We start from the raw sequence: 23142 nt of genomic DNA on the forward strand, positions 1-23142 counted from the left end.
TTGTTGTGGTTGTGGCAAATCTTCAAGTTGAAGCTGTAGCCAGCGGTCCTGACTCAATGCGATTTTTTTGATCTGTGGCGTTAGCGCAATGCGAGCAGCCCCTGGACCAACGGCTGCAAGTCCAGGTCATTCACGCGCTTGACCTGTTCAATCAATGCCTGCGGCCAGCACTGCATACCCAGGCACGCGCCGAGCATGGCGCCGAGAATCGCGGCGATGGTATCGGTGTCACCGCCCAGGCTCGCGGCCAGGCACACGGCTTCAAACGCGTTCATCGCGCCGACCGCCACCTGTTGGGCCAGGGCAAATGACACCACCACCGATTCCTGCGAAGCGACGGACGTGCCGATCAGTTCGTAGAGCAAGTCGGCGAACAGGGCTTTGTCGCCGCTGCCGACGCTCAAGGTGCGTGCCCAACTGATGCGCGTGGAGATACGTCCGCCGGCGATCCAGTGGCCGTGGCCTTCGGCCTTTTGCGCGATCTGCACGCCGATGTTCAGGGCTTCGCCCAGGTCCGCACCATTGATGCCGGCCGACACCACCGCCGCCACTGCCGCCGCGCTGGAGATGCCCAGGCTGGTGTTGTGGGTGACCTGGCACGCCTGGATCACCGCCTGGATGAAGCGCGCCGGGTCGCTGATATCGGCGGCAATCCCCACCGGTGTGATGCGCATGGCCGCGCCGTTGGTGGTGCCGTAGCGCCCTGATTCTTCCGGCGTATGGCCGGCCAGGATCATGTCGATGGCGCGTTTGGTGGACGGGCCCAGCAGGTCCTGGGAGCCCTTGGCGCGCATCGCCGCTTCCCAGTCGATCAGGCGCTGGGCGAGCACGGTGGGCTCGATGTTGCCCCGACCCTCCACCAGCAATTGGCCCACCAGGATCGCCTGCTCGGTGTCATCGGTGATGGAGCCGGCGGGCATGTTCGGTGCGATGGGCTGGTCGGGTCCGGCCGCTTCAAGGGCGGTGATCGCGCCGAAGCGCTGCTGCACCTGTTCGCGGCTCAGGGACTGGGTGGGCATGCCGAGCGCATCGCCCAGGGCCAGGCCCTGGAACGCGGCGAGTGCGCGATTTTCACGGGTCATTTTGAAGCTCCAAACTGCAGGTGCAGGCGAAAGTGCACGGGGTCGAGCAGGCTTTCGACGTACTCCATGAAACGCTCGCGCCGATCGTATGTGGTGCGCGAAGCCTTGAGAAACACCGTGCCCGTGGGGCGGCCCAGCAAGCGGGCGTCTTCATCGTTCAGGGGCTCGGCGCCTATCCATTGGTCGCCGGCGGCGCCAATGAAACCGTAGGCGGCCAGGGTGATGGTCAGGGAGTTGTCGATCAGGCCGACGCGGGGCAGGCTTTCCAGGCCACCGGACGCGGGCATCAGCGAGCGCTCCAGGGACACGGCGGTGCCTTCGGTGGTACGCCGACGCCGGTCGAGGGCAATGAACTGGTCACTGCCGAAGCGGCTGAGCAAGTCGCTGCGGGTCACGGCTTCAAGGCGCAGGATATCGGTGTTGACCCGTGCGCCAGTGTCCGCCAGGGCCTGGGCCCAGCCGCTGTGCTGGTCCAGCACCATGCCGTCAAAGGTGACGATGGAGCCGACGCCGCTCTGGGTCGCGATGTAATTGCGGCGCTTGAGTTCGGCCAGCGCTTCACGCAGAGTGCCGCGGCTGACCGCGAACTCCTCGGCCAACTGGTGCTCGCCCGGCAGCAGGAAACCGTCGACCATCACCCCGGCTTCGATACGGCGGATGAGCTCGTCGACGACGCGTTTTTTCTTATCAAATCGAACATGTCTAATCATGTACAAATTGATAACCGAAAGCGCAGGGTCGCAGCAAGCGAATTATTTCAGGGAGATGAAAATCGCGGCCTCAGGGCTCCAGGCCGATGGGGAAAAATACCCCGCCGCTCCATACCCCAAGCCAGTGACTGCCGTTGATCGGACGGCTCACCGCAAGCTCCACCAATTGGTAGAACACATTGCGATGGACCAGGGCTTCGAGGTTGGTGCGCACGCGCAAATAAGGCGAAGGTTGCTGGGTGACGGGGTCGGTGACCACCCGCAGCGGGTGTTCCTGGCCGGCCTCGACAACGTCATCAACGTGGGTGGTAAAGCGCAGCACCTGGCTTTCGCCCTGCCCTTGCACCTCGAGGGTAACGGCCACAAACGGCGCGTCATCCACGCTGATGCCGACCTTTTCCACGGGTGTAATCAGAAAGTAATCATCGCCGTCGCGGCGGATGATGTTGGAGAACAGCTTGACCATCGGCTTGCGCCCGATCGGCGTGCCTTGATAGAACCAGGTGCCGTCGCGGGCGATGCGCATGTCGATGTTGCCGCAGAAATCCGGGTTCCACAGATGCACCGGCGCCGGCCCTTTGCCCTTGGGCAGTTGCGCCAACAGATCGTTGGCCTTGGCGGAATCGGTCATGGGGGTCTCCTTGTTGTTACTGATTGCTCATGCCCAGCAGGCTGCGCGCGTATTGCGCGAGCGGGCGGGCAATCAGGTCCTGTGGCCTGTTGTCGTGGAACGTCAGTAAACCGCCACGACTGCGAATACGTGCAGTATCAATCAAATACTGGGTGCTGGTCTCGATCAGCATGATCTGGATCACACCGCTGTCCAGCCCTACCCGGTCAAGCGCCTCCTGATCCGACCATTCGTCGGCGTTGCCTATACGGTCATCGGCGGCGGCAAAGCGGCAGTACAACAGGTAGTGGGCACCGGCCGCACGGGCCTCGGACATCGCCTGTTCGAGACCTTCGGGTTTACGGGCGCGGCGCACCATGGGGAAATACTCGACGAAACCGTTGAAGGCTTCTTCGGCCACCACATTCGGGCGCGGGTAGGCGCTGCCTGGGGGCACGAAGCTGCCCTGGGCAATAAAGACGAAGGAATCCGGTTGTATGCGCACGGAGGCTGTCCGGCGAGTGTCGCTATGGTCAAGTAACCCGGCATCGCTCATTTGATAGCGAGTGCCTTCGGCCATATCGCTGACGGTCATGCAACCACCCAGCGCCAACGACGCCAGCAACAAAACCAGACTACGCATCCCAATTCTCCAGAAGCCGGTGACGGAAAACCGGCGAATGGGCACGAGATGCAGATTCTGCGCCAGCTCCAGGGAAACCAAATCAAATGTGGGAGCAAGCCCCCTCCCACATGGATGCTGTGAAATCACGGGATAGCGTTAGCCGCCGATGATTTTCATGATTGTTGCCCCGCCCGAAAAGGCTACTTCCTGTTTGTCGCCCAAGGCCTTCATCAGCAGACCTTGCAGGGCCGGCAGTGCCTGATGGCGCGGCTTGTCCAGCAGGTCGCCGACGTAGTGACGGTTACTCGACGACAGGCAACCGTGCAACCAACCTGTGGACGACAGCCGCAATCGCGAACAGGTACGGCAGAACGGCACACTCTCGTTGGCGATCACCCCGAAGAAGCCTTTGCCCGGCACTTCATAACGTACCGCCGTGGCATCCACGGGAGCGTTGGCCTGCAGGTATTCGTGATGCTCGCCGATCAGGCTGAGCAGTTGCTGCAGGCTGACGAATTGCTGCAGGAACGCGTTGGAATCCCTCGCCAGATGGCCCATGCGCATCAATTCGATAAAGCGCAATTCATAGCCGCGCTCCAGGCAGTAGTCGAGCAGCGGCATGACCTGGTCGAGGTTCTGCCCGCGCAGCGGCACCATGTTGACCTTGATCTTGATGCCGGCGGCGCGGGCCTGGTCCATGCCGTCGAGGACGGTGGCCAGGTCGCCGCCACGGGCGATGCTGCGAAAAGCGTCGGCGTCCAGGGTGTCGAGAGAGACATTGATGCGCCGAATACCGGCGTCCACCAGCAGCGGCAGTTTGCGTGCGAGCAACTGGCCATTGGTGGTCAGGCTGATATCACTGAGCCCCATCTGCCCCACGGCGCCCATGAAGGCTTCCAGCTTGGGGCTCACCAGCGGCTCGCCGCCGGTGATGCGCAGACGGTCGATACCGGCCGCTTCGATCAGGTACGCCACGCCACGGGCCATGGCCTGGGCCGAGAGTTCGTCCTGGGCAGCCACCAGCCGCTTGCCATCGGGCACGCAGTAGGTACACGCGTAATTGCAGGCTGAGGTCAGGCTGATTCGCAAATTGCGAAAACGCCTGCCTTGACGATCAACGATCATGGATCACTCCGGCAGCGGATAATTCGGGCGCACTGAAAACTGACTTATAACTCAGCTTTTAGCAAGGTCCATGCCTGAGTATATTCCTGGGGTAATGCGCCCGGCAGTAAATCATCACGCCATCACCGTGGCGAATGACTCACGTGGCCGGGGTCTCGCCGGTTTTCGGCTCCGCGGCGGGCTGGTCGCTGCTGTGCTTGCGCTTGTTGCCCATGCGCACACCGATGTCCATCAGGAACTGGAAAAAGCCTTCCTGGTCTTCCAATACATTGCTCCAGAACGGCGAGTGATACAGCGCCACGGCGCCATGCACCAAAGCCCAGGCCGCGCAGTAGTGGAAGTATGGCGGCACGTCTTCGAGCTTGCCTTCGCTGATGCGACCTTTGATTAACAAGGTCAGGCGTTCGAAGTTGGAAGCGCGGATCTTGTGCAGTTCCTCGACCATTTCCGGCACTTGATGGCCTTTGACCACCTTCTCTTCCAGACGATCGAACAGGCGGTAGCGCTGCGGGTCCCGCATGCGGAACTCGAAGTAGGCCCGCGACAGGGCTTCCTTGTCCTTGTCGACGTCGGCCGAGTGCAGCAGCGCGTTCAAATCACGCTCGTAGTCGAGCATCAGGCGCAGGTAGATCTCGGCCTTGGACTTGAAGTGCTTGTAGATGGTGCCTTTGCCGATACCCACGGCATCCGCGATCATCTCGACGGTGACGCTGTCTTCACCCTGGTCGAGAAACAACTTGAGTGCGGTGTCGAGAATTTCCTGCTCACGGCGGCGAAACTCACGGACCTTACGGGGTTCTTTGTGCATGAGGAAGAGTTCTGCAGAGGTCGGAATGGGAGGGTTCGCGCAGGGCCACGGATACGCGGCGATACGATTTACCCGGTGCGAGGGATTATCCCGACTGAACGGTCGTTGAGCAACGCCTATGTGAACCCGTCCGGCACTTTACCTTCAATACGCCAACGTTTTTACCCGTACCAGTCAAAAACAATACGCGAAATCCGCCCCGGTGCCTGCCCAATGAGAACTCAAGGGAAGCGCGCGTATTCCAAATCTGTTTAAAAAACGATCAGTCGCGACTGGACTGAATCCAATACTGATCAATACTTCAACTGTCGGCGCGGCATCTCCCCCAAGTGACGCGGCGACCTGGGTACCGACGGACTGAGTGCCCTTGTTAACTCCTAATGGTCTTAACCCGGATTCACCCCCCCAGAACCCGGGTTTTTTTTGCCTGCGATTTGAGCGGGTCAGCCGGCGACGTGTGCCAGGGGGAATAAGCGCTTGAAGTTCTCGGTCGTCTGCTCGGCAAAACGCTCGTAAGACTCCCCGCGCAGCATCGCCAGGTAATCCGCCACGTCGCGCACGTATTCCGGCAGGTTCGGCTTGCCGCGATGGGGGATCGGCGCCAGGTACGGCGAGTCGGTCTCCACCAGCAAACGGTCGGCGGGTACCTGGCGGGCCACATCGCGCAGTGCATCGGCGTTGCGGAAGGTGACGATGCCCGACAGTGAAATGTAGAAGCCCAGGTCCAGAGCGGCCTTGGCCATGTCCCAATCTTCGGTGAAGCAGTGCAGTACGCCCGCCTGTGGCAGCGCGGCTTCGCGCAGCAGGGTCAGGGTGTCGGCGCGGGCGCCACGGGTGTGGACGATCACCGGTTTGCCGGTCTGCCCGGCCGCTTGCAGGTGAAGGCGGAACGAGGCCTGCTGCACCTCGGCGGCTTCGGGCTCGTAGTGGTAGTCCAGGCCGGTTTCACCGATGGCCACCACGCGCGGATGGTCGAGTTCGCCGAGCAGCCAGTCGAGGGCCGGGGCCTCCCCGGGCTTGAGGTCGAGCGGGTGGATGCCCACCGAGCAATCCACATCGGCATAGCGCTCAGCCAGCGCCTTGACGTCGGCGGCGTTCTCGGCGCTGACGCCGATGCACAGAAAGTGCCCTACCCCGCGCTGGCGTGCCGCTTCCAGGGCGGCATCGAGGGAGCCGCCGTGCTGGGCGAGGTCAAGACGGTCGAGGTGGCAATGGGAGTCTACGAGCATAGGAAATCACGACTTCAGGAGTGGCGGGCCAACGGTACACCCGTCGGCCGTGGAAATTAACGGCGGCCGAGCAGGCCGACCCATTGCACCAGCAGCGCTTCAAGCAACAGCACGCGATTGAGGTTGGCCTTGCCGAGTACCTTCTGGCGCTGGGCGAGGATCCAGTCCTGGATCGCCAGCACCTTGTCCTGCGCACTTTTCTGCGCAAGGTATTGCACCACCTTGCGCATATCCGGCAAACCCAGGCCGCTTTCGTCCTGGGTCAACTGATAGCGCAGGATCAGGCTCGACCAGTCGCAGAACCAATCGAACAACAGCAACAGTGGAATATCCTTCCATGCGGTTTCGGCCAGTTGCGTGGCGGACAATTCTTGCTTGAGCAGCTTCTTCACACCGTCCACCACCAGCGCGCGCTGTTCGCGAACGCCCTGAGCCTGCAGCTTCACGGCGGCCAAGGGTGAACCAGCGGCCAGGGTCAGCAGCTCCACGCGTTCTTCTTCGCCGCAGTCCGGCAGCGCCTGCGCCAGCCATTGCAGGCTCATGGCCTCACTGGGTAACGGGCATGCCTGCTGCACGCAGCGGCTGCGAATAGTCGGTAACAGACGGCTGGACTGGTGGCTCACCAGCAGCAGTACGGTGTCGCCGGACGGTTCTTCCAGACTTTTGAGCAGCGCGTTGGCGGCGTTGATGTTCATCGCTTCCACCGGCTCGATCAGCACCACCTTGCGCCCGCCCATCTGCGCGGTTTGCACCACGAAACTGACAAGGTCGCGCACCTGGTCGACCTTGATCGCCTTGTCCGCTTCCTCAGGTTCCAGCAGGTAGTTGTCCGGGTGGCTGCCGGCCTTGAGCAGCAGGCAGGACTTGCACTCACCGCAAGCATGCAGGTTGACCGGGCGCTGGCACAGCAGGCTGGCCATCAGGCGCTCGGCCAGAGCGCGTTTGCCGATGCCGATCGGCCCGTGCAGCAGATAGGCATGGGCGTGCTGGGCACGGCCGGCCAGTTGCTGCCAAAGGCCGTCCTGCCACGGGTAGGCTTCAGCCACGGGCGCGCTCCAGCAAAGTGGGCAGCAAGGCGTCGATATTCCGTTGCACCCGGGCCAGCGGCTGGGCGGCGTCCAGCAGGTGATAACGCGCAGGCTCGGCCTCGGCGCGGCGAATAAAGGCGCTGCGTACGGCATCGAAGAAGCCATGGCCTTCCAGCTCGAACCGGTCCAGGCGGCCACGAGCACTCGCGCGGGCCATGCCCACGTCCACCGGCAGGTCGAACAGCAGCGTCAGGTCGGGACGCAAATCGCCCTGCACGAAGGTTTCCAGGCTGGCGATGCGCTCAAGGCACAGGCCCCGGCCACCGCCTTGATAGGCGTAGGTGGAATCGGTAAACCGGTCGCAGATCACCACCGCACCGCGCGCCAGGGCCGGGCGAATCACTTCGGCCAGGTGCTGGGCACGGGCGGCGAACACCAGCAGCAGCTCGGTGTCGGGGTTCATCGGCTCATCCGCCGGGGCCAGCAGTACGTCGCGGATGCGCTCGGCCAGGGGCGTGCCGCCAGGTTCGCGGGTCAATACCACTTCGATACCCTGCGCACGCAGGCGCTCGGCCAAATAATCGCGGTTGGTGCTCTTGCCGGCGCCTTCCGGGCCTTCCAGGGTAATAAACAGGCCAGTCACAGGCGGTCCTTAGTCAGAGTCATTGCGGGCTTTGCGGCGCGGCCGTATCCGGCGCGGGCTCGACCGGGGCGTCGGCCGGCGGCGTCACTTCGTCCAGCGGCTTCACCGCCGGCGCCGGGCTGGAGCGGTAATCGGCGCGGCGCTTGAGCTGAAACTCGCGCACGGCGGCATTATGCGCATCCAGGTCGTCGGAGAAGATATGGCTGCCATCGCCACGGGCAACGAAATACAGGCTGCTGCCCGGCGCCGGGTTCAACGCGGCATGGATCGCCTCGCGGCCGACCATGGCAATCGGTGTCGGCGGCAGGCCGGCAATCATGTAGGTGTTATAGGGGTTGGCTTCCTTGAGGTGAGCGCGGGTCAACTTGCCGTTGTAGCGCTCACCCAGGCCGTAGATCACGGTGGGATCGGTCTGCAACTGCATGCCGATCTTCAGGCGGCGCACAAACACCCCGGCGATCTGCGCGCGCTCTTCCGGCACACCGGTTTCCTTCTCTACCAGGGACGCCATGATCAGCGCCTGGTAAGGGTCGGTATACGGCGCATCGGCGGCGCGCTTGCTCCACTCCTGGGCGAGTACGTCGTCCAGGCGGTTGTAGGCTTTTTTCAGGAGTTCGACATCGCTCATGCCACGCACGAAGCGGTAGGTATCCGGGAAGAAGCGCCCCTCGGGGAACACGCCGGGATGACCGAGCTTGTCCATCACTTCACTGTCGCTGAGACCGGAAAGGGATTGCACGATCGTGTCGTGCCTGGCCAGCGCGGACCGCACCTGGCGGAAATTCCAGCCTTCGACCAGGGTCAGGCTGTATTGCACCACTTCGCCGCGCTGCCACAGACCAATCAAGTCCTGGGCCGTCATGCCTGGGGTCATGCGGTATTCGCCGCTGTGCAGAGGCTGGCCGTCGAGGTTGAAACGCCAGTACAGACGCAACCAGAAGGCACCGTCGATCACGCCTTCGTTTTCCAGGCGGTTGAACGTGCCGGTCGGGGTGGCCCCGGCCGGTACGTCGAGTAATTGCTCCTGGGACAATTTCAACGGCTGCTTGAAGGCAGACTCGTATTTCCAGGCGCCAACCCCCACCAGCAACGCTGCCGAGAACAGGCCGATCAGCAGCAGTACAATCAGTTTTCGTATCAACTCAAATATCCAATAGCGCGCGAACGATGCCTTGCAGTTTACGGGTGAGCGGCCCAACCGACCAGCTCATCGCAGCACAGCCGCGCACCGGCCAAATGCCATAAACGCTGTTGCAGACGAAGACTTCATCGGCCTGCTGCAGGTGCTCCAGGCTGATGTCAGCCACGGCCACCGGGATGCCCAGCGCCTGTGCCTGGGCCAGGATCTCGGCGCGCATTATCCCGGCCACTCCGCAACGATTCAGATCAGCGGTCAGCAACATGCCGTTGCGCACCAGAAACAGGTTGCTGAACACGCCTTCGATGACGCGACCGGACATGTCCAGCATCAGGCCTTCGGCATGCTCGGCGTCCTGCCATTCCGCGCGGGCGATCACTTGTTCGAGACGGTTAAGGTGCTTGAGGCCGGCCAGCAGTGGCTGCTCGGCCAAACGGGTGGCGCAGGGAAACAGGCGGATGCCGACAGTTTCATGGGCCAAGGGATAGGTCGCAGGCGCAGAGCCTTGCAGAATTCGACGCAGCGGGGCGCCGGGGTTGATGCCATAGCCGCGCAGGCTGTCGCCGCGGGTGAGGATCAGTTTGAGCACGCCGTCACCCAGGGCGGCGGCAAAGGCCTGTACTTCGCTGCGGATCAACCCGTGATCCGCCGCCAGGGCGAGGCGCCTGCAACCCTCTTCGAGACGCTGCAGGTGACGCTCGAGCAGCACCGGCCGCCCGCCCTTGACCGCAAGGGTCTCGAACAGGCCGTCACCGTAGGCCAGGCCGCGATCTTTCAGGGGCACGCTGTCCGCTGGCTGACCGTCGACCCAACTGTGCATCACTCGGCGAACCGGCGGAACACCAGGGAACCGTTGGTGCCACCAAAACCGAACGAGTTGGAAATTGCCACGTCGATCGGCATCGGCTGGGCTTCGTGGGGCACGAAGTTCAGGTCGCAGCCTTCGTCCGGCTCATCGAGGTTGGTGGTCGGCGGAGCGACCTGGTCCTTGATGGCCATCACGCTGAAGATCGCCTCGACCGCACCCGCCGCACCCAGCAAGTGGCCGGTCATGGACTTGGTGGAGCTGACCGCCAGCTTGTAGGCGTGCTCGCCGAACACCGATTTGATGGCTTCGGCTTCCGCCAGGTCGCCGGTCGGCGTCGAGGTGCCGTGGGCATTGATGTACTGCACCTGGTCGGCATTGACCTTGGCATCGCGCAGGGCATTGGTGATGCACCGCGCAGCACCGGCACCGTCGGCCGGTGGCGAGGTCATGTGGAAGGCGTCGCCACTCATGCCAAAGCCGATCAGCTCGGCGTAGATGGTGGCGCCACGCGCCCTGGCATGCTCCAGTTCTTCGAGCACCAACGCACCGGCGCCATCGGACAGCACGAAACCATCACGGCCCTTGTCCCACGGACGACTGGCACGGGTGGGCTCGTCGTTGCGGGTCGACAGCGCACGGGACGCACCGAAGCCGCCCATACCCAGCCCGCAGGCGGCCATCTCGGCGCCACCGGCGATCATCACGTCAGCTTCGTCGTAGGCGATATTGCGCGCCGCCATGCCGATGCAATGGGTGCCCGTGGTGCACGCCGTGGCAATGGCATAGTTGGGGCCCTGTGCACCCAGGTGGATGGACAGGAAACCGGAAATCATATTGATGATCGAGCCCGGTACGAAGAACGGTGAAATTCGACGCGGGCCGGAATCGTGCAGGATGCGGCTGGTTTCTTCGATATTGGTCAAACCGCCAATACCCGAGCCCATGGCCACACCGATACGCTCACGGTTGGCGTCGGTGACTTCCAGGCCTGCGTTACGCACCGCCTGAAAACCGGCGGCCAGGCCGTATTGAATGAACAGGTCGAGCTTGCGGGACTCTTTGATCGAGAGATATTCCTCGACATTGAAGCCCTTTACCGAGCCGCCAAAACGGGTGGAATAGGCAGAAAGGTCCGTATGTTCGATCAGACCGATACCACTGCGGCCAGCCAGAATGCCCTGCCAACTGCTCGGCACATCCGTACCCAGTGGCGACAACATACCCATACCGGTGACTACGACGCGTCTACGCGACACAGCACTCTCCTTTTTCTTGATGACGACACTTTTCATCAGCGCTAAAGAAAAAACCGCACGCCGTTACAGCAGTGCGGTTTTTCCCTGACAGCAAGCGACGACTACAAACTATTACGCCTGGTGGCTGGTAACGTAGTCGATAGCAGCTTGAACAGTAGTGATTTTTTCAGCTTCTTCGTCCGGGATTTCGGTCTCGAATTCCTCTTCCAGAGCCATCACCAGCTCAACGGTGTCAAGGGAATCGGCACCCAGGTCTTCTACGAAGGAGGCAGTGTTGACCACTTCTTCTTCCTTAACGCCCAGTTGCTCGGCAACGATTTTCTTGACGCGCTCTTCGATGGTGCTCATACCTTGTTTAACTCCTAATGGACAAATTCAGGCAGCTGGCCAGTGGGTAAGTGTATAGAAAGCCATTTCAGCTTTTCAACTGAAAGCTTCACCCTGTACCCGGTCGGCCACCTGCCTATAAATTAAGTTGCAGCTTTATAACGGATTTTAGACAGCTCGTATGACATTTTTTTGAAGCGATCCGTCACAATTTAACTCATGTACATCCCGCCGTTCACTGGGATTGTAGCCCCAGTCACGTATGCCGCACCGTCGGATGCCAGAAAAGTGACCACATTCGCGATCTCTTGAGCCTGGCCCAGACGGCCCAGCGGAATCTGCGCAAGCAAGGTGTCACGCTGTGCTTGCGGCAGTTCGCGGGTCATATCGGTGTCGATGAACCCAGGGGCCACCGAGTTGACCGTAATCGCACGCGAGCCGACTTCACGCGCCAGTGCACGGCTGAAACCTTCCAGGCCGGCCTTGGCGGAGGCATAGTTTACTTGGCCTGCGTTGCCCATGGCACCCACTACGGAGCCAATATTGATAATTCGTCCCCAACGCGCCTTGGTCATGCCGCGCAAAACGCCCTTGGACAGGCGAAACAGACTGTTCAGGTTGGTATCGACCACGTCGTACCACTCGTCGTCTTTCATGCGCATCACCAGGTTATCGCGGGTGATGCCAGCATTGTTGACCAGAATAGCCGGTGCGCCGAATTGTGCCGTGATCTCGGCCAGTACGGCCGTGACGGACTCATCACTGGTCACATTCAGTTCCATACCGGTACCCTGCACGCCATGCTCCTTGAGGGTCGCGGCAATGCGCTCGGCGCCCGGCGCGGAGGTGGCGGTACCGATCACAACGGCGCCCTGACGGCCCAGTTCCAGGGCAATCGCCTGGCCAATGCCTCGGCTGGCGCCGGTAACCAGTGCAACTTTACCTTGCAGACTCATGCAGGCTTCTCCTAAGTTCGAAATCGGGTCAAGCCTGCGCCGCGAGTGCGGCAGCAAAGGCATCCGGAGTATTGAGGTTGGCAGTCGATACGCCGTCGGCGCAGCGCTTGTTGAGGCCAGCCAGGACTTTGCCCGGGCCGCACTCGACCAACTGCGTAGCGCCATTGGCGGCCAGGGTCTGCACCGATTCAACCCAACGGACCGGCTTGTACAACTGCTCCAGCAGGTCGCGCTTGAGGGTGTCGAGATCGGCGGCAACGGCCGCACTGACGTTCTGTACCAGCGGGATCTGCGGCGCCTGCCAGTCGATGGCGGCGATGGACTCGGCAAACCGCTCGGCTGCCGGGCGCATCAGCTCGCAATGCGACGGCACGCTCACCGGCAACGGCAAGGCACGCTTGGCGCCAAGTGCCTTGCAGCCTTCCATGGCGCGCTCGACCGCAGCCTTGGCGCCGGCGATGACCACCTGGCCAGGGGAATTGAAGTTTACCGCGCTCACCACCTCACCCTGGGCCGCCTCAGCACAGGCCTGAATCACTACCGCGTCGTCCAGACCGAGGATAGCGGCCATGCCGCCCTGCCCGGCCGGGACGGCTTCCTGCATCAACTGGCCACGACGCTCGACCAGCTTGACCGCCTCAGCAAGGGTCAGGCTGCCGGCCGCTACCAGGGCGCTGTATTCGCCGAGGCTGTGACCGGCGACAAATGCCGGATGTGCGCCGCCTTCGGCCAGCCACACGCGCCACAGGGCAATCGAGGCGGTCAGGATGGCCGGCTGGGTTTTATCGGTTTGATTGAGTTGCTCTTCCGGCCCTTGCTGGGTCAGTGCCCAGAGGTCGTAACCCAGGGCCTCGGAAGCTTCCTTGAAGGTGTCCAGGATCAGCGGAAATTGCGCGCCCAGCTCGGCCAACATGCCGAGGGACTGCGAACCCTGCCCTGGAAAGACGAATGCGAGGGATGTAGACATGTAACAAGCCCCTAATGATCTGGTCGTAGAAAATGCTCACCCCTACGATGGGAGCGCACGAAACTGACAGATTGGATGGTCAATTGAACTGGCCGGTCACATTTAAGCATTCCCGGGTCGATTCGCCTAAGGCAACAGGTCCTCGAGACGGCCGTGCAGGCGTTGCGGCAGGTTTTCCTGGATCTCGATCACGGCCCGCGCAATCGCACTCTGAAAGCCCTGCACACCCGCTGAACCGTGGCTTTTGATCACAATGCCCTGCAAACCCAGAAAGCTTGCACCGTTATGCCGGGCCGGTGCCAGGTCAGCCTGCAAGCGACGCATCAAGGGCAACGCCAGCGCACCGACCATGCGCGACAGCAGGTTCTGCCTGAACAACGCTTCGATCCGCGCGGCAATCATGGTCGCCAGGCCTTCGCTGGACTTGAGCAGTATATTGCCGACAAACCCGTCGCACACCACCACATCGGCTTCGCCCCGGTACAAGCCGTCGCCCTCGACAAAGCCGATGTAATTCAAGCCCCGCGCACCTTGCAACAAGCCAGCGGCAAGCTTGACCTGCTGATTGCCCTTGATGTCTTCGGTGCCGATATTCAGCAGGGCTACCCGCGGCCGGGAAACGCCCAGCGCCTCGGCGGCCACCGAGCCCATTACCGCGAACTGGAACAGGTGCTCGGCACTGCAATCGACGTTGGCCCCCAGGTCCAGCAGCTGGCAATAGCCTTTCTGCGTCGGGATTGCCGCCACCATTGCCGGCCGATCAATCCCCGGCAGCGTCTTGAGCACATGCCGCGACAATGCCATCAACGCCCCCGTGTTGCCGGCGCTGACACAGGCCTGCACCTTGCCATCGCGCAACAACTCAAGGGCCACCCGCATGGAAGAATCGGGCTTGCCGCGCAGGGCCATCGATGGCTTTTCATCCATACCGATGGTTTCGCTGGCCGGCGTAATCGTCAGGCGCGCGCGATCCACCGCCGGATGGCTGGCAATCAATTCTTCAAGTAGGGAGAGTTGACCGACGAGGGTCAGGTGCAGCGAGGGCGTGGCAGACAGGCTGGCAATGCAGGCCTGAACAATGCTGCGGGGACCGAAGTCCCCGCCCATTGCGTCAATCGCGATGACTTGAGCAGACAAGTGATTACTCGTCAGCGCCCTTGTCGATCACTTTACGGCCACGGTATACGCCTTCTGGCGATACGTGGTGACGCAGGTGAACTTCACCGGTGGTTTTTTCTACAGACAGGGTGCTAGCCTCGAGAGCATCGTGGGAACGACGCATGTCACGGGCGGAGCGGGATTTTTTGTTCTGCTGAACAGCCATAATTGATTAACTCCTAAACGTTTGGGTCACGCTTTAACTGCGCCAATACACTGAACGGGTTGGACCGCGTTACCTCGTCCTCGCTCGGTTCGGGCTCGTCATCGAGCCCCTCCGGCTGCTGGCATTCTTCCGGATGATGAGCAGGCACAATGGGCAAGGCGAGCAGAAGCTCTTCCTCGATCAGTGCATGCAGATCCAAAGGATCTTCGCCCAGTTCCAGCACGTCATAACCTTTCGGCAACGACTGGGTATTCGCACCCTCCTTCACCACGGCATAACTGCACTCGCTGTGGATTGGCAGGGTGACCAGCTCAAGACAACGCTGGCAAACCATTTTGACTTCGGTGTCGATAACGCTGTGAATGACCACAGCTTTACGTTCATCTCGTTCAAAAACGAATTTGGCCTGGACCGTACCGACAGTGTCGGAAAGCGGGTCGCAGAGTCTCTCCAAATCGGCCAGCAGTACTTCACCTTGAAGGGAAGTGCCACGATCAGCCAATTTGCGCGGGTCAACGTGAGGTGGAATCGGGTCATTCAACATAGGCGCAGCATTATAGGGATGCACCCGGCCATGTCAAAGGAAATTCAGCCCTGTGCGTCAGCCGGTCACGCCGCTAGAATCGGCCGCTGCCTTGAGGAGACGCCCATGCTGCCTTTATTACTCGCATCCAGCTCGGTTTACCGCCGGCAATTGCTCAGCCGCCTGCACCTGCCGTTCACGTGCAGCTCGCCGGATATCGACGAAAGCCATCGCCAGAATGAGTCCGCGGTCGAGCTGGTCAAGCGCCTGGCCGAAGGCAAGGCTCGCGCCCTGGCCGGCAGCCATCCCGGACACTTGATTATCGGCTCCGATCAGGTTGCCGCGCTGGAAGGCCGGATTATCGGCAAGCCGCACACCTTCGAAAACGCCCGCGAACAGTTACTGGCGGCGAGCGGCAAGCGTGTGAATTTCCTGACCGGGCTGGCACTGCTGAACAGCCAGACCGGGCGCTGCCAGGTGGACTGCGTGACGTTTACCGTGCAGATGCGTGAATTGAATGCCGAACGTATCGAGCGCTACCTGCATACCGAGCAACCTTATGATTGCGCGGGCAGCTTCAAGGCTGAAGGACTGGGTGTGAGCTTGTTCCAGAGTACCGAAGGGCCAGACGCCACGAGCCTGGTGGGCCTGCCGCTGATTCGACTGGTGGACATGCTGCTGGCCGAAGGCGTGCAAATCCCCTGAAGCCACACACAACCCAAATGTGGCGGGGCTTGCTCCCGATTGCGGCGGGCCAGCTTGTAGATAAGCTGACTGATGCACCGCTATCGGGAGCAAGCCCCCTCACCCCTATGAATCACATCGGCCTTGAGAGATCAGCGCAGCGCCGGCCCCTGGAAGCCCATATACAAGGCCAGCTTCTCCGCCACGCTGGCACCGAGCTTCTTGGAGAAGCGGTCAAACGGCGATTCCTCTACCGTAAAGTCAACCAACTCCTTCTCGCCGATCACATCCCGCGCCACCGAACTGGCACTGCCCAGGCCGTCGATCAAGCCCAACGGCAGGGCTTGCTCGCCCGACCACACCAGCCCGGAAAACAGCTCTGGATGGTCCTTGTCCTTCAGCCGATCACCACGACCCTGCTTCACACTGGCGATGAACTGGCGATGGGTGGTGTCCAGCACGCTCTGCCAGAACTGGGTTTCATCGGCCTTCTGCGGCTGGAACGGGTCCAGGAACGCCTTGTGCTCACCCGACGTGTAGGTGCGCCGCTCCACACCGAGCTTTTCCATGGTGCCGACAAAACCGTAACCGGCCGCCGTCACACCAATGGAGCCCACCAGGCTGGCCTTGTCGGCATAGATCTGGTCGGCGGCACTGGCAATATAGTAGGCCCCTGAAGCACCCAGATCGGAAATCACCGCGTACAGCTTGGTCTCCGGGTGCAGGGCACGCAGGCGGCGAATCTCGTCGTAGACATAGCCCGACTGCACCGGGCTGCCGCCCGGGCTGTTGATGCGCAGGATCACGCCCTTGACCTTGCTGTCTTCAAACGCTGCACGCAGGCTGCCGACAATATTGTCGGCACTGGCGGGTTCCTTGTCGGCAATCACCCCGCGCACTTCGATCAAGGCAGTGTAGTGGGCGCCACGGGTGGCGCTTTTTTCCATGTCCATCAGCGGGCTGAACAGTGCCAGCATCAGCAACAGGTAAGTGAAGGTCAGCAGTTTGAAGAAAATCCCCCAACGCCGCGCACGCCGCTGCTCCTGGACACTGGCCAGGAGAGTCTTCTCCAGCAGCTTCCAGCTTTTGTCATCACCGCTTTCGGCCTTTTCAGGCGCTTTCCACTCGTCACTCATACGCTTAACCCCGGCAAAAACTTATTGGGCCTGGCCAAGCCAGGCCTGCAATTGCGAAAAATGATCAATGGTCAGCCTGGGCTCGTATTGCTGCAGGGCCTGGGCGGATTGGGCGCCGTAGCTGACCGCCACACTGTCCATGCCGGCGTTGCGCGCCATGATCAGGTCGAAGGAGGCATCGCCCACCATCAAGGCCTGACGCGGCGACACGCCACAATGAGCGAGTATCTGCTCCAGCATCAGCGGATGGGGCTTGCTGGCAGTCTCGTCGGCGGCACGGGTGATGTCGAAGTAATCTTCCCAGCCATGGGCCTTGAGTACGCGGTCAAGGCCGCGGCGCGCCTTGCCGGTGGCAACCGCCAAGTGATAACCCTCGGCGCGAAACGCATCCAGCGACTGCACCACGCCCTCGAACAGCGGCGCAGGCTCGGCTTCCAGCGCGATGTAGTGGTCGGCGTAATGGTTGCGGAACGCGATCAACTCGGCGTCGCCGATCTCGGGGTACAAAGCGCGGATCGCTTCAGGCAGGCCCAGACCGATGATGCCCTTGATCGCAAAATCCGAACACAGCTCAAAGCCCGAGCGGGTCGACGCCATGTGCATCGACTCGACGATCCGGCCAATGGAGTTGGCCAGCGTACCGTCCCAATCAAAAATCAGCAGCTTGTAGTCAAGGTGCGACACTCAGGCGCTCCACGGTCTTGGCCCACATCTCGTCGACCGGCGCCTGCAACTTCAACTCACCGCCATCGGGCAGCGGCACCGTGAGCATGTAGGCGTGCAGGAACAGGCGCTTGCCACCCAGATCGCGAATCTCCCTGGAGAACCCCTCATCGCCATACTTGGTATCGCCGGCAATGCAGTGGCCCGCATGCAGGGTGTGCACGCGAATCTGATGAGTACGTCCGGTGACCGGCTTGGCTTCGACCATGGTCGCAAAATCGCCGAAACGCCGCAGCACCTTGAACAGGGTCAGGGCTTCTTTGCCCTCCTCGTCCACTTCGACCATGCGCTCGCCGGAGCGCAGGTTGCTCTTCTGCAACGGTGCACGCACGCTCTTGATCGAGCTGGCCCAGTTGCCACGCACCAGTGCCATGTAGCGTTTATCCACGCCGTCGCCACGCAGGGCGGTGTGCAGGTGGCGCAGCATGCTGCGCTTTTTGGCGATCATCAGCAGGCCGGACGTGTCCCGGTCCAGGCGATGCACCAGCTCCAGTTCCTTGGCGTCCGGGCGCAACTGACGAAAGGCCTCGATCACGCCGTAATTCAGGCCGCTGCCGCCGTGCACCGCAATGCCGCAGGGCTTGTTGATTACGATCAGTTTGTTATCTTCGAACACGATGGAGGCTTCGAGGCGCTGCAGCAGGCCTTGTGCCAACGGCACCGGCTCGTCACGCTCAGGCACACGTACCGGCGGCACCCGCACGATATCGCCGGCCTGCAGCTTGTATTCGGGCTTGATCCGGCCCTTGTTCACGCGCACTTCGCCCTTACGCAAAATGCGGTAGATCAAGGTCTTGGGCACGCCCTTGAGCCTGGCCAGGAGAAAATTGTCGATGCGTTGGCCGGCATATTCCGGCGAGACCTCAAGCAGCTGGACGCTGGGGGTCGGGGGGGCGGTAGTCGTCATGGCGGCGATGATAACAATTTTTTATGGAATTGAAGCACTTAATCATTGCTGCTATAGTCGCGAACGCCGCCAAAAGCGGCCTGGACAGAGGACTTGCGGCAAACTGCCGGCCCTGACCATCGCAATTCATCAGGACGCGAGGCCGTCCTACGGGGCGTTTGCCACCCTGGAAGGCTCAGGATTGTAACAAGCGCAGGTGACATGAGGCCTGAAGCGAGTGCAGAAAGCAGAGTGAATACTCGCGTTTTGCGCCGATATTTACGGCCAGTTCACAAAGTGCAGTCAGTCTTGTGCCGGACCACGGCGAATGCTTCGGAAACAACGCCTGTTAAGAGCTGGATGTGAGCGCAGTCGCCCACATTGAGTCTTGTTTAGCCATGAGCGTGGACTCCCCATTGGAGCCCACGGTAAATGCCAACCCGCTGCGGATTCTGCGCGCGGCAGCACCCGAATTATCAGGGATACGTGTAGGGTGGAGATGCACAACCGTCGGACCGTGTAGCACTAGGCTTATATTTAGACGCTTCATCTCGTCCACAGTCGCCGGTTGATTCCTCCTCCTGACCTTAGCTTTTGTTGAAGTGGTGCCTTTGTCACCACCGCTAACAAGCAGGACGCGTCCGTCGCGATGCCCGCCCAATTGGCAGGTATTGCTGGACACTGGAGTGGCCAACCACTCTTGACGCACCTGACACCGACCGTGAGAAGTCGTGTGTGCCGAACGCCGTTTCCGGCAGCCCGGAAACCGACGGTACAACATGAAAAGAATGCTGATTAACGCAACTCAACCCGAAGAGTTGCGTGTTGCACTGGTAGATGGCCAGCGCCTCTACGACCTGGACATCGAATCCGGTGCGCGCGAGCAAAAGAAGGCCAACATCTATAAAGGCCGTATTACTCGCATCGAACCCAGCCTTGAGGCTGCCTTTGTCGATTTCGGCTCCGAGCGCCACGGCTTCCTGCCCCTCAAAGAAATCTCCCGCGAATACTTCAAGAAAGCCCCCGAAGGCCGCGTGAACATCAAGGACGTCCTGAGCGAAGGCCAGGAAGTTATCGTTCAGGTCGAGAAAGAAGAACGTGGCAACAAGGGCGCCGCCCTGACCACCTTCATCTCCCTGGCCGGCCGTTACCTCGTGCTGATGCCGAACAACCCGCGTGCCGGCGGCATCTCCCGTCGCATCGAAGGCGAAGAACGCAACGAACTGCGTGAAGCGCTCAACGGCCTCATCGCTCCGGCCGACATGGGCCTGATCGTGCGCACTGCCGGCCTTGGCCGCAGCAGCGAAGAAATGCAGTGGGACCTCGACTACCTGCTGCAACTGTGGACCGCCATCAAAGAAGCTTCGCTGGATCGCTCCGCGCCGTTCCTGATCTACCAGGAAAGCAACGTGATCATCCGCGCCATCCGCGACTACCTGCGCCAGGACATCGGCGAAGTGCTGATCGACAGCGTTGAAGCCCAGGACGAAGCCCTGACCTTCATCCGCCAGGTAATGCCGCAGTACGCCAGCAAGATCAAGCTGTACGAAGACAGCGTGCCGCTGTTCAACCGTTTCCAGATCGAAAGCCAGATCGAGACCGCCTTCCAGCGTGTGGTCGAACTGCCTTCCGGCGGCTCCATCGTGATCGACCCGACCGAAGCCCTGGTGTCCATCGACATCAACTCGGCGCGCGCCACCAAAGGCAGCGACATCGAAGAAACCGCCCTGCAGACCAACCTGGAAGCGGCTGAAGAAATCGCCCGCCAGCTGCGCCTGCGTGACATCGGCGGCCTGATCGTGATCGACTTCATCGACATGACCCCGGCCAAGAACCAGCGCGCCGTGGAAGAAAAAGTCCGCGAGTGCCTGGAAGCCGACCGCGCCCGCGTACAAGTGGGCCGCATCTCGCGCTTCGGCCTGCTGGAGATGTCGCGTCAGCGCCTGCGTCCATCCCTGGGCGAAAGCAGCGGCATCGTCTGCCCGCGCTGCAACGGCACCGGCATCATCCGTGACGTCGAATCGCTGTCCCTGGCGATCCTGCGCCTGATCGAAGAAGAAGCCCTGAAAGACCGCACCGCCGAAGTCCGCGCACAAGTGCCGATCCCGGTGGCCGCGTTCCTGCTCAACGAAAAACGCAACTCGATCACCAAGATCGAACTGCGTACCCGTGCCCGCATCGTCATCCTGCCGAACGATCACCTCGAGACGCCGCACTTCGAAGTGCAACGCCTGCGTGATGACAGTCCGGAAGCCCACAGCGGCCAATCCAGCTACGAAATCGCCGCAGCCGCTGCCGAAGTGGAAGAAGTCCAGCCAGCCGCTGCGACCCGCACCCTGGTTCGCCAGGAAGCCGCCGTCAAGACCGCGCCGGCACGTGCCAATGCGCCGGTTCCGGTTGAAGCCGCCGCACCGGTTGCCGCACCGGCCGCCCTGCCTGAGCCTAGCCTGTTCAAGGGCCTGGTGAAGTCGCTGGTCAGCCTGTTCGCCACCAAGGAAGAGCCGGCTGCGCCGGTTGTGGCTGAAAAGCCTGCTGCCGAGCGCCCTGCGCGCAATGAAGAACGCCGTAACGGCCGCCAGCAGAGCCGTAACCGCAATGGTCGTCGCGACGAAGAGCGCAAGCCTCGTGAAGAACGCGCACCGCGTGAAGAGCGTGCCCCCCGTGAAGCCCGCGAGGACACCCCGACCGTAGCCCGTGAAGAGCGCGCCCCTCGCACCGCACGTGCACCGCGCGAAGATCGCAAGCCGCGCGGCGAGCGTGAAGAGCGTGTGCGTGAACTGCGCGAGCCACTGGACGCTTCGCCAGCCGTTGCGGCCGTCGCTGCCGCCAGCACCGAAGAACGCCCGGCTCGCCAGCCGCGTGAAGAACGCGCGCCACGTGAAGAGCGCCAACCGCGCCAGCCGCGTGAAGAGCGTCAGCCACGTGCCGAGCAAGCTCAAGCCAGCAGCGAAGAAGAAGTGCTGACCGGCGAAGAGCAACTGCAGGAAGATGGCCAGGACAACGCCGAAGGCGATCGTCCACGCCGCCGCTCCCGTGGTCAGCGTCGTCGCAGCAACCGCCGTGAGCGTCAGCGTGATGCCAACGGCAATGTGATCGAAGGCTCGGAAGAGACCGGCGAAAACGCTGAAGGCTCCAATAACGAAGCGACAGGCACCGAAGTAACAGGCAACGAACTGGCCGCCGGCCTGGCCGTTACCGCTGCCGTTGCCAGCTCGGTCATCAGTGCCCCGGCTGAAGCCCAGGCTCACGAGCAGGCTGAACGCGCCACCGCTGCTGTCGAAGAAACCCCTGCTGCAGAAGCGCCTGTCGCCGAAACCGCAGTGGTTGAAGCGCCAGTCGTCGAGGCGACTACCCCGATCGAAACCCCCGAGGTTCCGGAAGTGGAAGTTGCACTGGAGCGTGACGCCCAGCCGCAAACCGAAGTGGTTGCCGTAGAGCCTGCGCCAGTGGTCGAACCTCAGCCCGTGGTTGAAGCAGCTGTTGAGGCGCCGGCTGTCGAAACACCGGTTGTCGAAGAAGCCGCCCCGGCAATGCGTGAAGTTCGTGAAGAACAGACCGCCTTCCAGTGGACTGCCGAACCGGCCGCTGCGGTTGAGGCACCTGCCCCTGTAGAGGAAGAAGCGCCAGCCGCGGTTGCCGAGGTCACCGTCGTCGAGCCTGCCCCGGTGGTTGAGCCGACTCCGGTCGTCGAGCCCGCGCCAGTAGTTGAAGCGCCGGTGGCAGCTGAAGTGGCGGCCCCTGTGGTTGAAGCCGCACCTGCCAGCGCCCTGACTGAAAACGGCCGTGCGCCGAACGACCCACGTGAAGTGCGTCGCCGCCGCAAGGAAGCCGAGGCAGCCGCCGCTGCCCAGGCTTCAAAGGCCCAGGAAGAAGAGCACGAGCCTAAACCTCTCGCCTGATTCCATCAGCCACTAAAAAGCCCCGCCTGAGTGATCAGGCGGGGCTTTTTTTGTCCAAAAGCCTTAACCAGCAGACGCTTATCAAATACCAAATAACGTGTTGATTTTTAAAGGTCGAAACTTCAGGCAGCCACATCCCTGTGGCGAGCGGGCTAGCCCCGCGTTGGGGTGCGAAGCGCCCCCCATCAAGCAAAACGCGGTGTACCTGATACGGCTCAGCGCCTGGCTTTGGGGCTGCTGCGCAGCCCAACGCAGGACAAGCCTGCTCGCCACAGGGAATCTGCGCTTAACTGAACGGAAAATTTGTGGGCTTATTGTGGCGAGCGGGCTTGCCCCGCGTTGGGGTGCGAAGCGCCCCCAATCGAGCAAAACGCGGTGTACCTGATACGGCTCAGCGTCTGGCTTTGGGGCTGCTGCGCAGCCCAACGCAGGACAAGCCTGCTCGCCACAGGGAATCTGCGCTTAACTGAACGGAAAATTTGTGGGCTTATTGTGGCGAGCGGGCTTGCCCCGCGTTGGGGTGCGAAGCGCCCCCCATCAAGCAAAACGCGGTGTACCTGATACGGCTCAGCGCCTGGCTCTGGGGCTGCTGCGCAGCCCAACGCAGGACAAGCCTGCTCGCCACAGGGAATCTGCGCTTGACTGAACGGCATTA

Annotated in this window: 23 protein-coding genes; 2 read left to right on the plus strand and 21 right to left on the minus strand. The window is 61.8% G+C overall.

Annotation, left to right across the window (positions count from 1 at the left end; translation table 11 throughout):
* Window positions 1–80: 80 nt before the first annotated feature.
* The 18 genes from JOE32_RS10915 to JOE32_RS11000 form a co-directional block, all read right to left on the minus strand.
* On the minus strand, window positions 81–1082 hold the full coding sequence (locus JOE32_RS10915; protein ID WP_209983924.1) for an ADP-ribosylglycohydrolase family protein: 1002 nt from the start codon (window positions 1080–1082) through the stop codon (window positions 81–83).
* Window positions 1079–1792, minus strand: a complete 714-nt coding sequence (locus tag JOE32_RS10920; protein ID WP_209983926.1) for a GntR family transcriptional regulator — start codon at window positions 1790–1792, stop codon at window positions 1079–1081. Before JOE32_RS10920 ends, JOE32_RS10915 begins: the two co-directional genes overlap by 4 nt.
* A 70-nt stretch (window positions 1793–1862) precedes the next feature.
* Window positions 1863–2423, minus strand: a complete 561-nt coding sequence (locus tag JOE32_RS10925; protein ID WP_209983928.1) for a DUF1285 domain-containing protein — start codon at window positions 2421–2423, stop codon at window positions 1863–1865.
* A gap of 16 nt (window positions 2424–2439) precedes the next feature.
* A complete protein-coding gene (locus JOE32_RS10930) occupies window positions 2440–3045 on the minus strand; it encodes a DUF4823 domain-containing protein (protein WP_003233456.1) in 606 nt (201 codons plus the stop codon).
* Between the two features lie 138 nt (window positions 3046–3183).
* On the minus strand, window positions 3184–4152 hold the full coding sequence (locus JOE32_RS10935) for a radical SAM protein (RefSeq protein ID WP_209983931.1): 969 nt from the start codon (window positions 4150–4152) through the stop codon (window positions 3184–3186).
* 139 nt (window positions 4153–4291) lie between these two features.
* Window positions 4292–4960 carry a TetR/AcrR family transcriptional regulator gene (locus tag JOE32_RS10940; protein ID WP_209983933.1) on the minus strand — a complete coding sequence of 223 codons (669 nt, stop codon included), beginning with the start codon at window positions 4958–4960 and terminating at the stop codon, window positions 4292–4294.
* A gap of 443 nt (window positions 4961–5403) precedes the next feature.
* Window positions 5404–6189 carry a TatD family hydrolase gene (locus tag JOE32_RS10945; RefSeq protein ID WP_209983934.1) on the minus strand — a complete coding sequence of 262 codons (786 nt, stop codon included), beginning with the start codon at window positions 6187–6189 and terminating at the stop codon, window positions 5404–5406.
* Window positions 6190–6245: 56 nt separating this feature from the next.
* A complete protein-coding gene (locus JOE32_RS10950) occupies window positions 6246–7235 on the minus strand; it encodes a DNA polymerase III subunit delta' (RefSeq protein WP_015372760.1) in 990 nt (329 codons plus the stop codon).
* The gene (gene tmk, locus JOE32_RS10955; protein WP_209983936.1) at window positions 7228–7860 is read right to left on the minus strand and encodes a dTMP kinase; all 633 of its coding nucleotides are present in this window, start codon (window positions 7858–7860) and stop codon (window positions 7228–7230) included. The genes JOE32_RS10950 and tmk overlap by 8 nt, the downstream gene beginning before the upstream one ends.
* A 19-nt stretch (window positions 7861–7879) precedes the next feature.
* Window positions 7880–9001 carry an endolytic transglycosylase MltG gene (mltG, locus tag JOE32_RS10960; RefSeq protein ID WP_209983939.1) on the minus strand — a complete coding sequence of 374 codons (1122 nt, stop codon included), beginning with the start codon at window positions 8999–9001 and terminating at the stop codon, window positions 7880–7882.
* A 1-nt stretch (window position 9002) separates the two neighbouring features.
* Window positions 9003–9818, minus strand: a complete 816-nt coding sequence (gene pabC / locus JOE32_RS10965; RefSeq protein ID WP_209983941.1) for an aminodeoxychorismate lyase — start codon at window positions 9816–9818, stop codon at window positions 9003–9005.
* On the minus strand, window positions 9818–11062 hold the full coding sequence (gene fabF, locus JOE32_RS10970; protein ID WP_209983942.1) for a beta-ketoacyl-ACP synthase II: 1245 nt from the start codon (window positions 11060–11062) through the stop codon (window positions 9818–9820). Before fabF ends, pabC begins: the two co-directional genes overlap by 1 nt.
* Before the next feature lie 111 nt (window positions 11063–11173).
* Window positions 11174–11410 carry an acyl carrier protein gene (gene acpP / locus JOE32_RS10975; protein ID WP_003175607.1) on the minus strand — a complete coding sequence of 79 codons (237 nt, stop codon included), beginning with the start codon at window positions 11408–11410 and terminating at the stop codon, window positions 11174–11176.
* Between the two features lie 191 nt (window positions 11411–11601).
* The gene (gene fabG / locus JOE32_RS10980; protein ID WP_209983944.1) at window positions 11602–12345 is read right to left on the minus strand and encodes a 3-oxoacyl-ACP reductase FabG; all 744 of its coding nucleotides are present in this window, start codon (window positions 12343–12345) and stop codon (window positions 11602–11604) included.
* 28 nt (window positions 12346–12373) lie between these two features.
* Complete coding sequence (fabD, locus tag JOE32_RS10985) at window positions 12374–13312, minus strand: ACP S-malonyltransferase (RefSeq protein WP_209983946.1); 939 nt, start codon at window positions 13310–13312, stop codon at window positions 12374–12376.
* Between the two features lie 126 nt (window positions 13313–13438).
* Window positions 13439–14449, minus strand: coding sequence for a phosphate acyltransferase PlsX (gene plsX / locus JOE32_RS10990; RefSeq protein WP_209983949.1), 1011 nt, complete (start codon window positions 14447–14449; stop codon window positions 13439–13441).
* Window positions 14450–14453: 4 nt separating this feature from the next.
* Window positions 14454–14636: a 50S ribosomal protein L32 gene (gene rpmF / locus JOE32_RS10995; protein WP_003179396.1), complete on the minus strand. Its 183-nt coding sequence runs from the start codon at window positions 14634–14636 to the stop codon at window positions 14454–14456.
* 13 nt (window positions 14637–14649) lie between these two features.
* Complete coding sequence (locus JOE32_RS11000) at window positions 14650–15180, minus strand: YceD family protein (RefSeq protein ID WP_003233480.1); 531 nt, start codon at window positions 15178–15180, stop codon at window positions 14650–14652.
* A gap of 105 nt (window positions 15181–15285) precedes the next feature.
* On the opposite strand from JOE32_RS11000, the gene JOE32_RS11005 reads away from it, so the two are divergent.
* Window positions 15286–15864 (plus strand): nucleoside triphosphate pyrophosphatase, encoded by a 579-nt coding sequence (locus JOE32_RS11005; RefSeq protein ID WP_209983951.1) that lies wholly within the window; start codon window positions 15286–15288, stop codon window positions 15862–15864.
* A gap of 131 nt (window positions 15865–15995) precedes the next feature.
* Here the strand turns inward: JOE32_RS11005 and JOE32_RS11010 are convergent, their stop codons facing one another.
* From JOE32_RS11010 to rluC, 3 genes are read right to left on the minus strand one after another with little or no spacing between them, the layout of a single operon-like run.
* On the minus strand, window positions 15996–16979 hold the full coding sequence (locus tag JOE32_RS11010) for a S49 family peptidase (protein WP_209983953.1): 984 nt from the start codon (window positions 16977–16979) through the stop codon (window positions 15996–15998).
* Window positions 16980–17000: 21 nt separating this feature from the next.
* Complete coding sequence (locus tag JOE32_RS11015; protein ID WP_209983955.1) at window positions 17001–17663, minus strand: HAD-IA family hydrolase; 663 nt, start codon at window positions 17661–17663, stop codon at window positions 17001–17003.
* Window positions 17650–18609, minus strand: coding sequence for a 23S rRNA pseudouridine(955/2504/2580) synthase RluC (rluC, locus tag JOE32_RS11020; protein WP_209983957.1), 960 nt, complete (start codon window positions 18607–18609; stop codon window positions 17650–17652). The genes JOE32_RS11015 and rluC overlap by 14 nt, the downstream gene beginning before the upstream one ends.
* 758 nt (window positions 18610–19367) lie before the next feature.
* Between rluC and rne the strand changes: the two genes are divergently transcribed.
* Window positions 19368–22487: a ribonuclease E gene (gene rne / locus JOE32_RS11025; protein ID WP_209983959.1), complete on the plus strand. Its 3120-nt coding sequence runs from the start codon at window positions 19368–19370 to the stop codon at window positions 22485–22487.
* Window positions 22488–23142: the final 655 nt, after the last annotated feature.

This window comes from Pseudomonas sp. PvP025, assembly GCF_017832155.1.
GTDB lineage: Bacteria > Pseudomonadota > Gammaproteobacteria > Pseudomonadales > Pseudomonadaceae > Aquipseudomonas.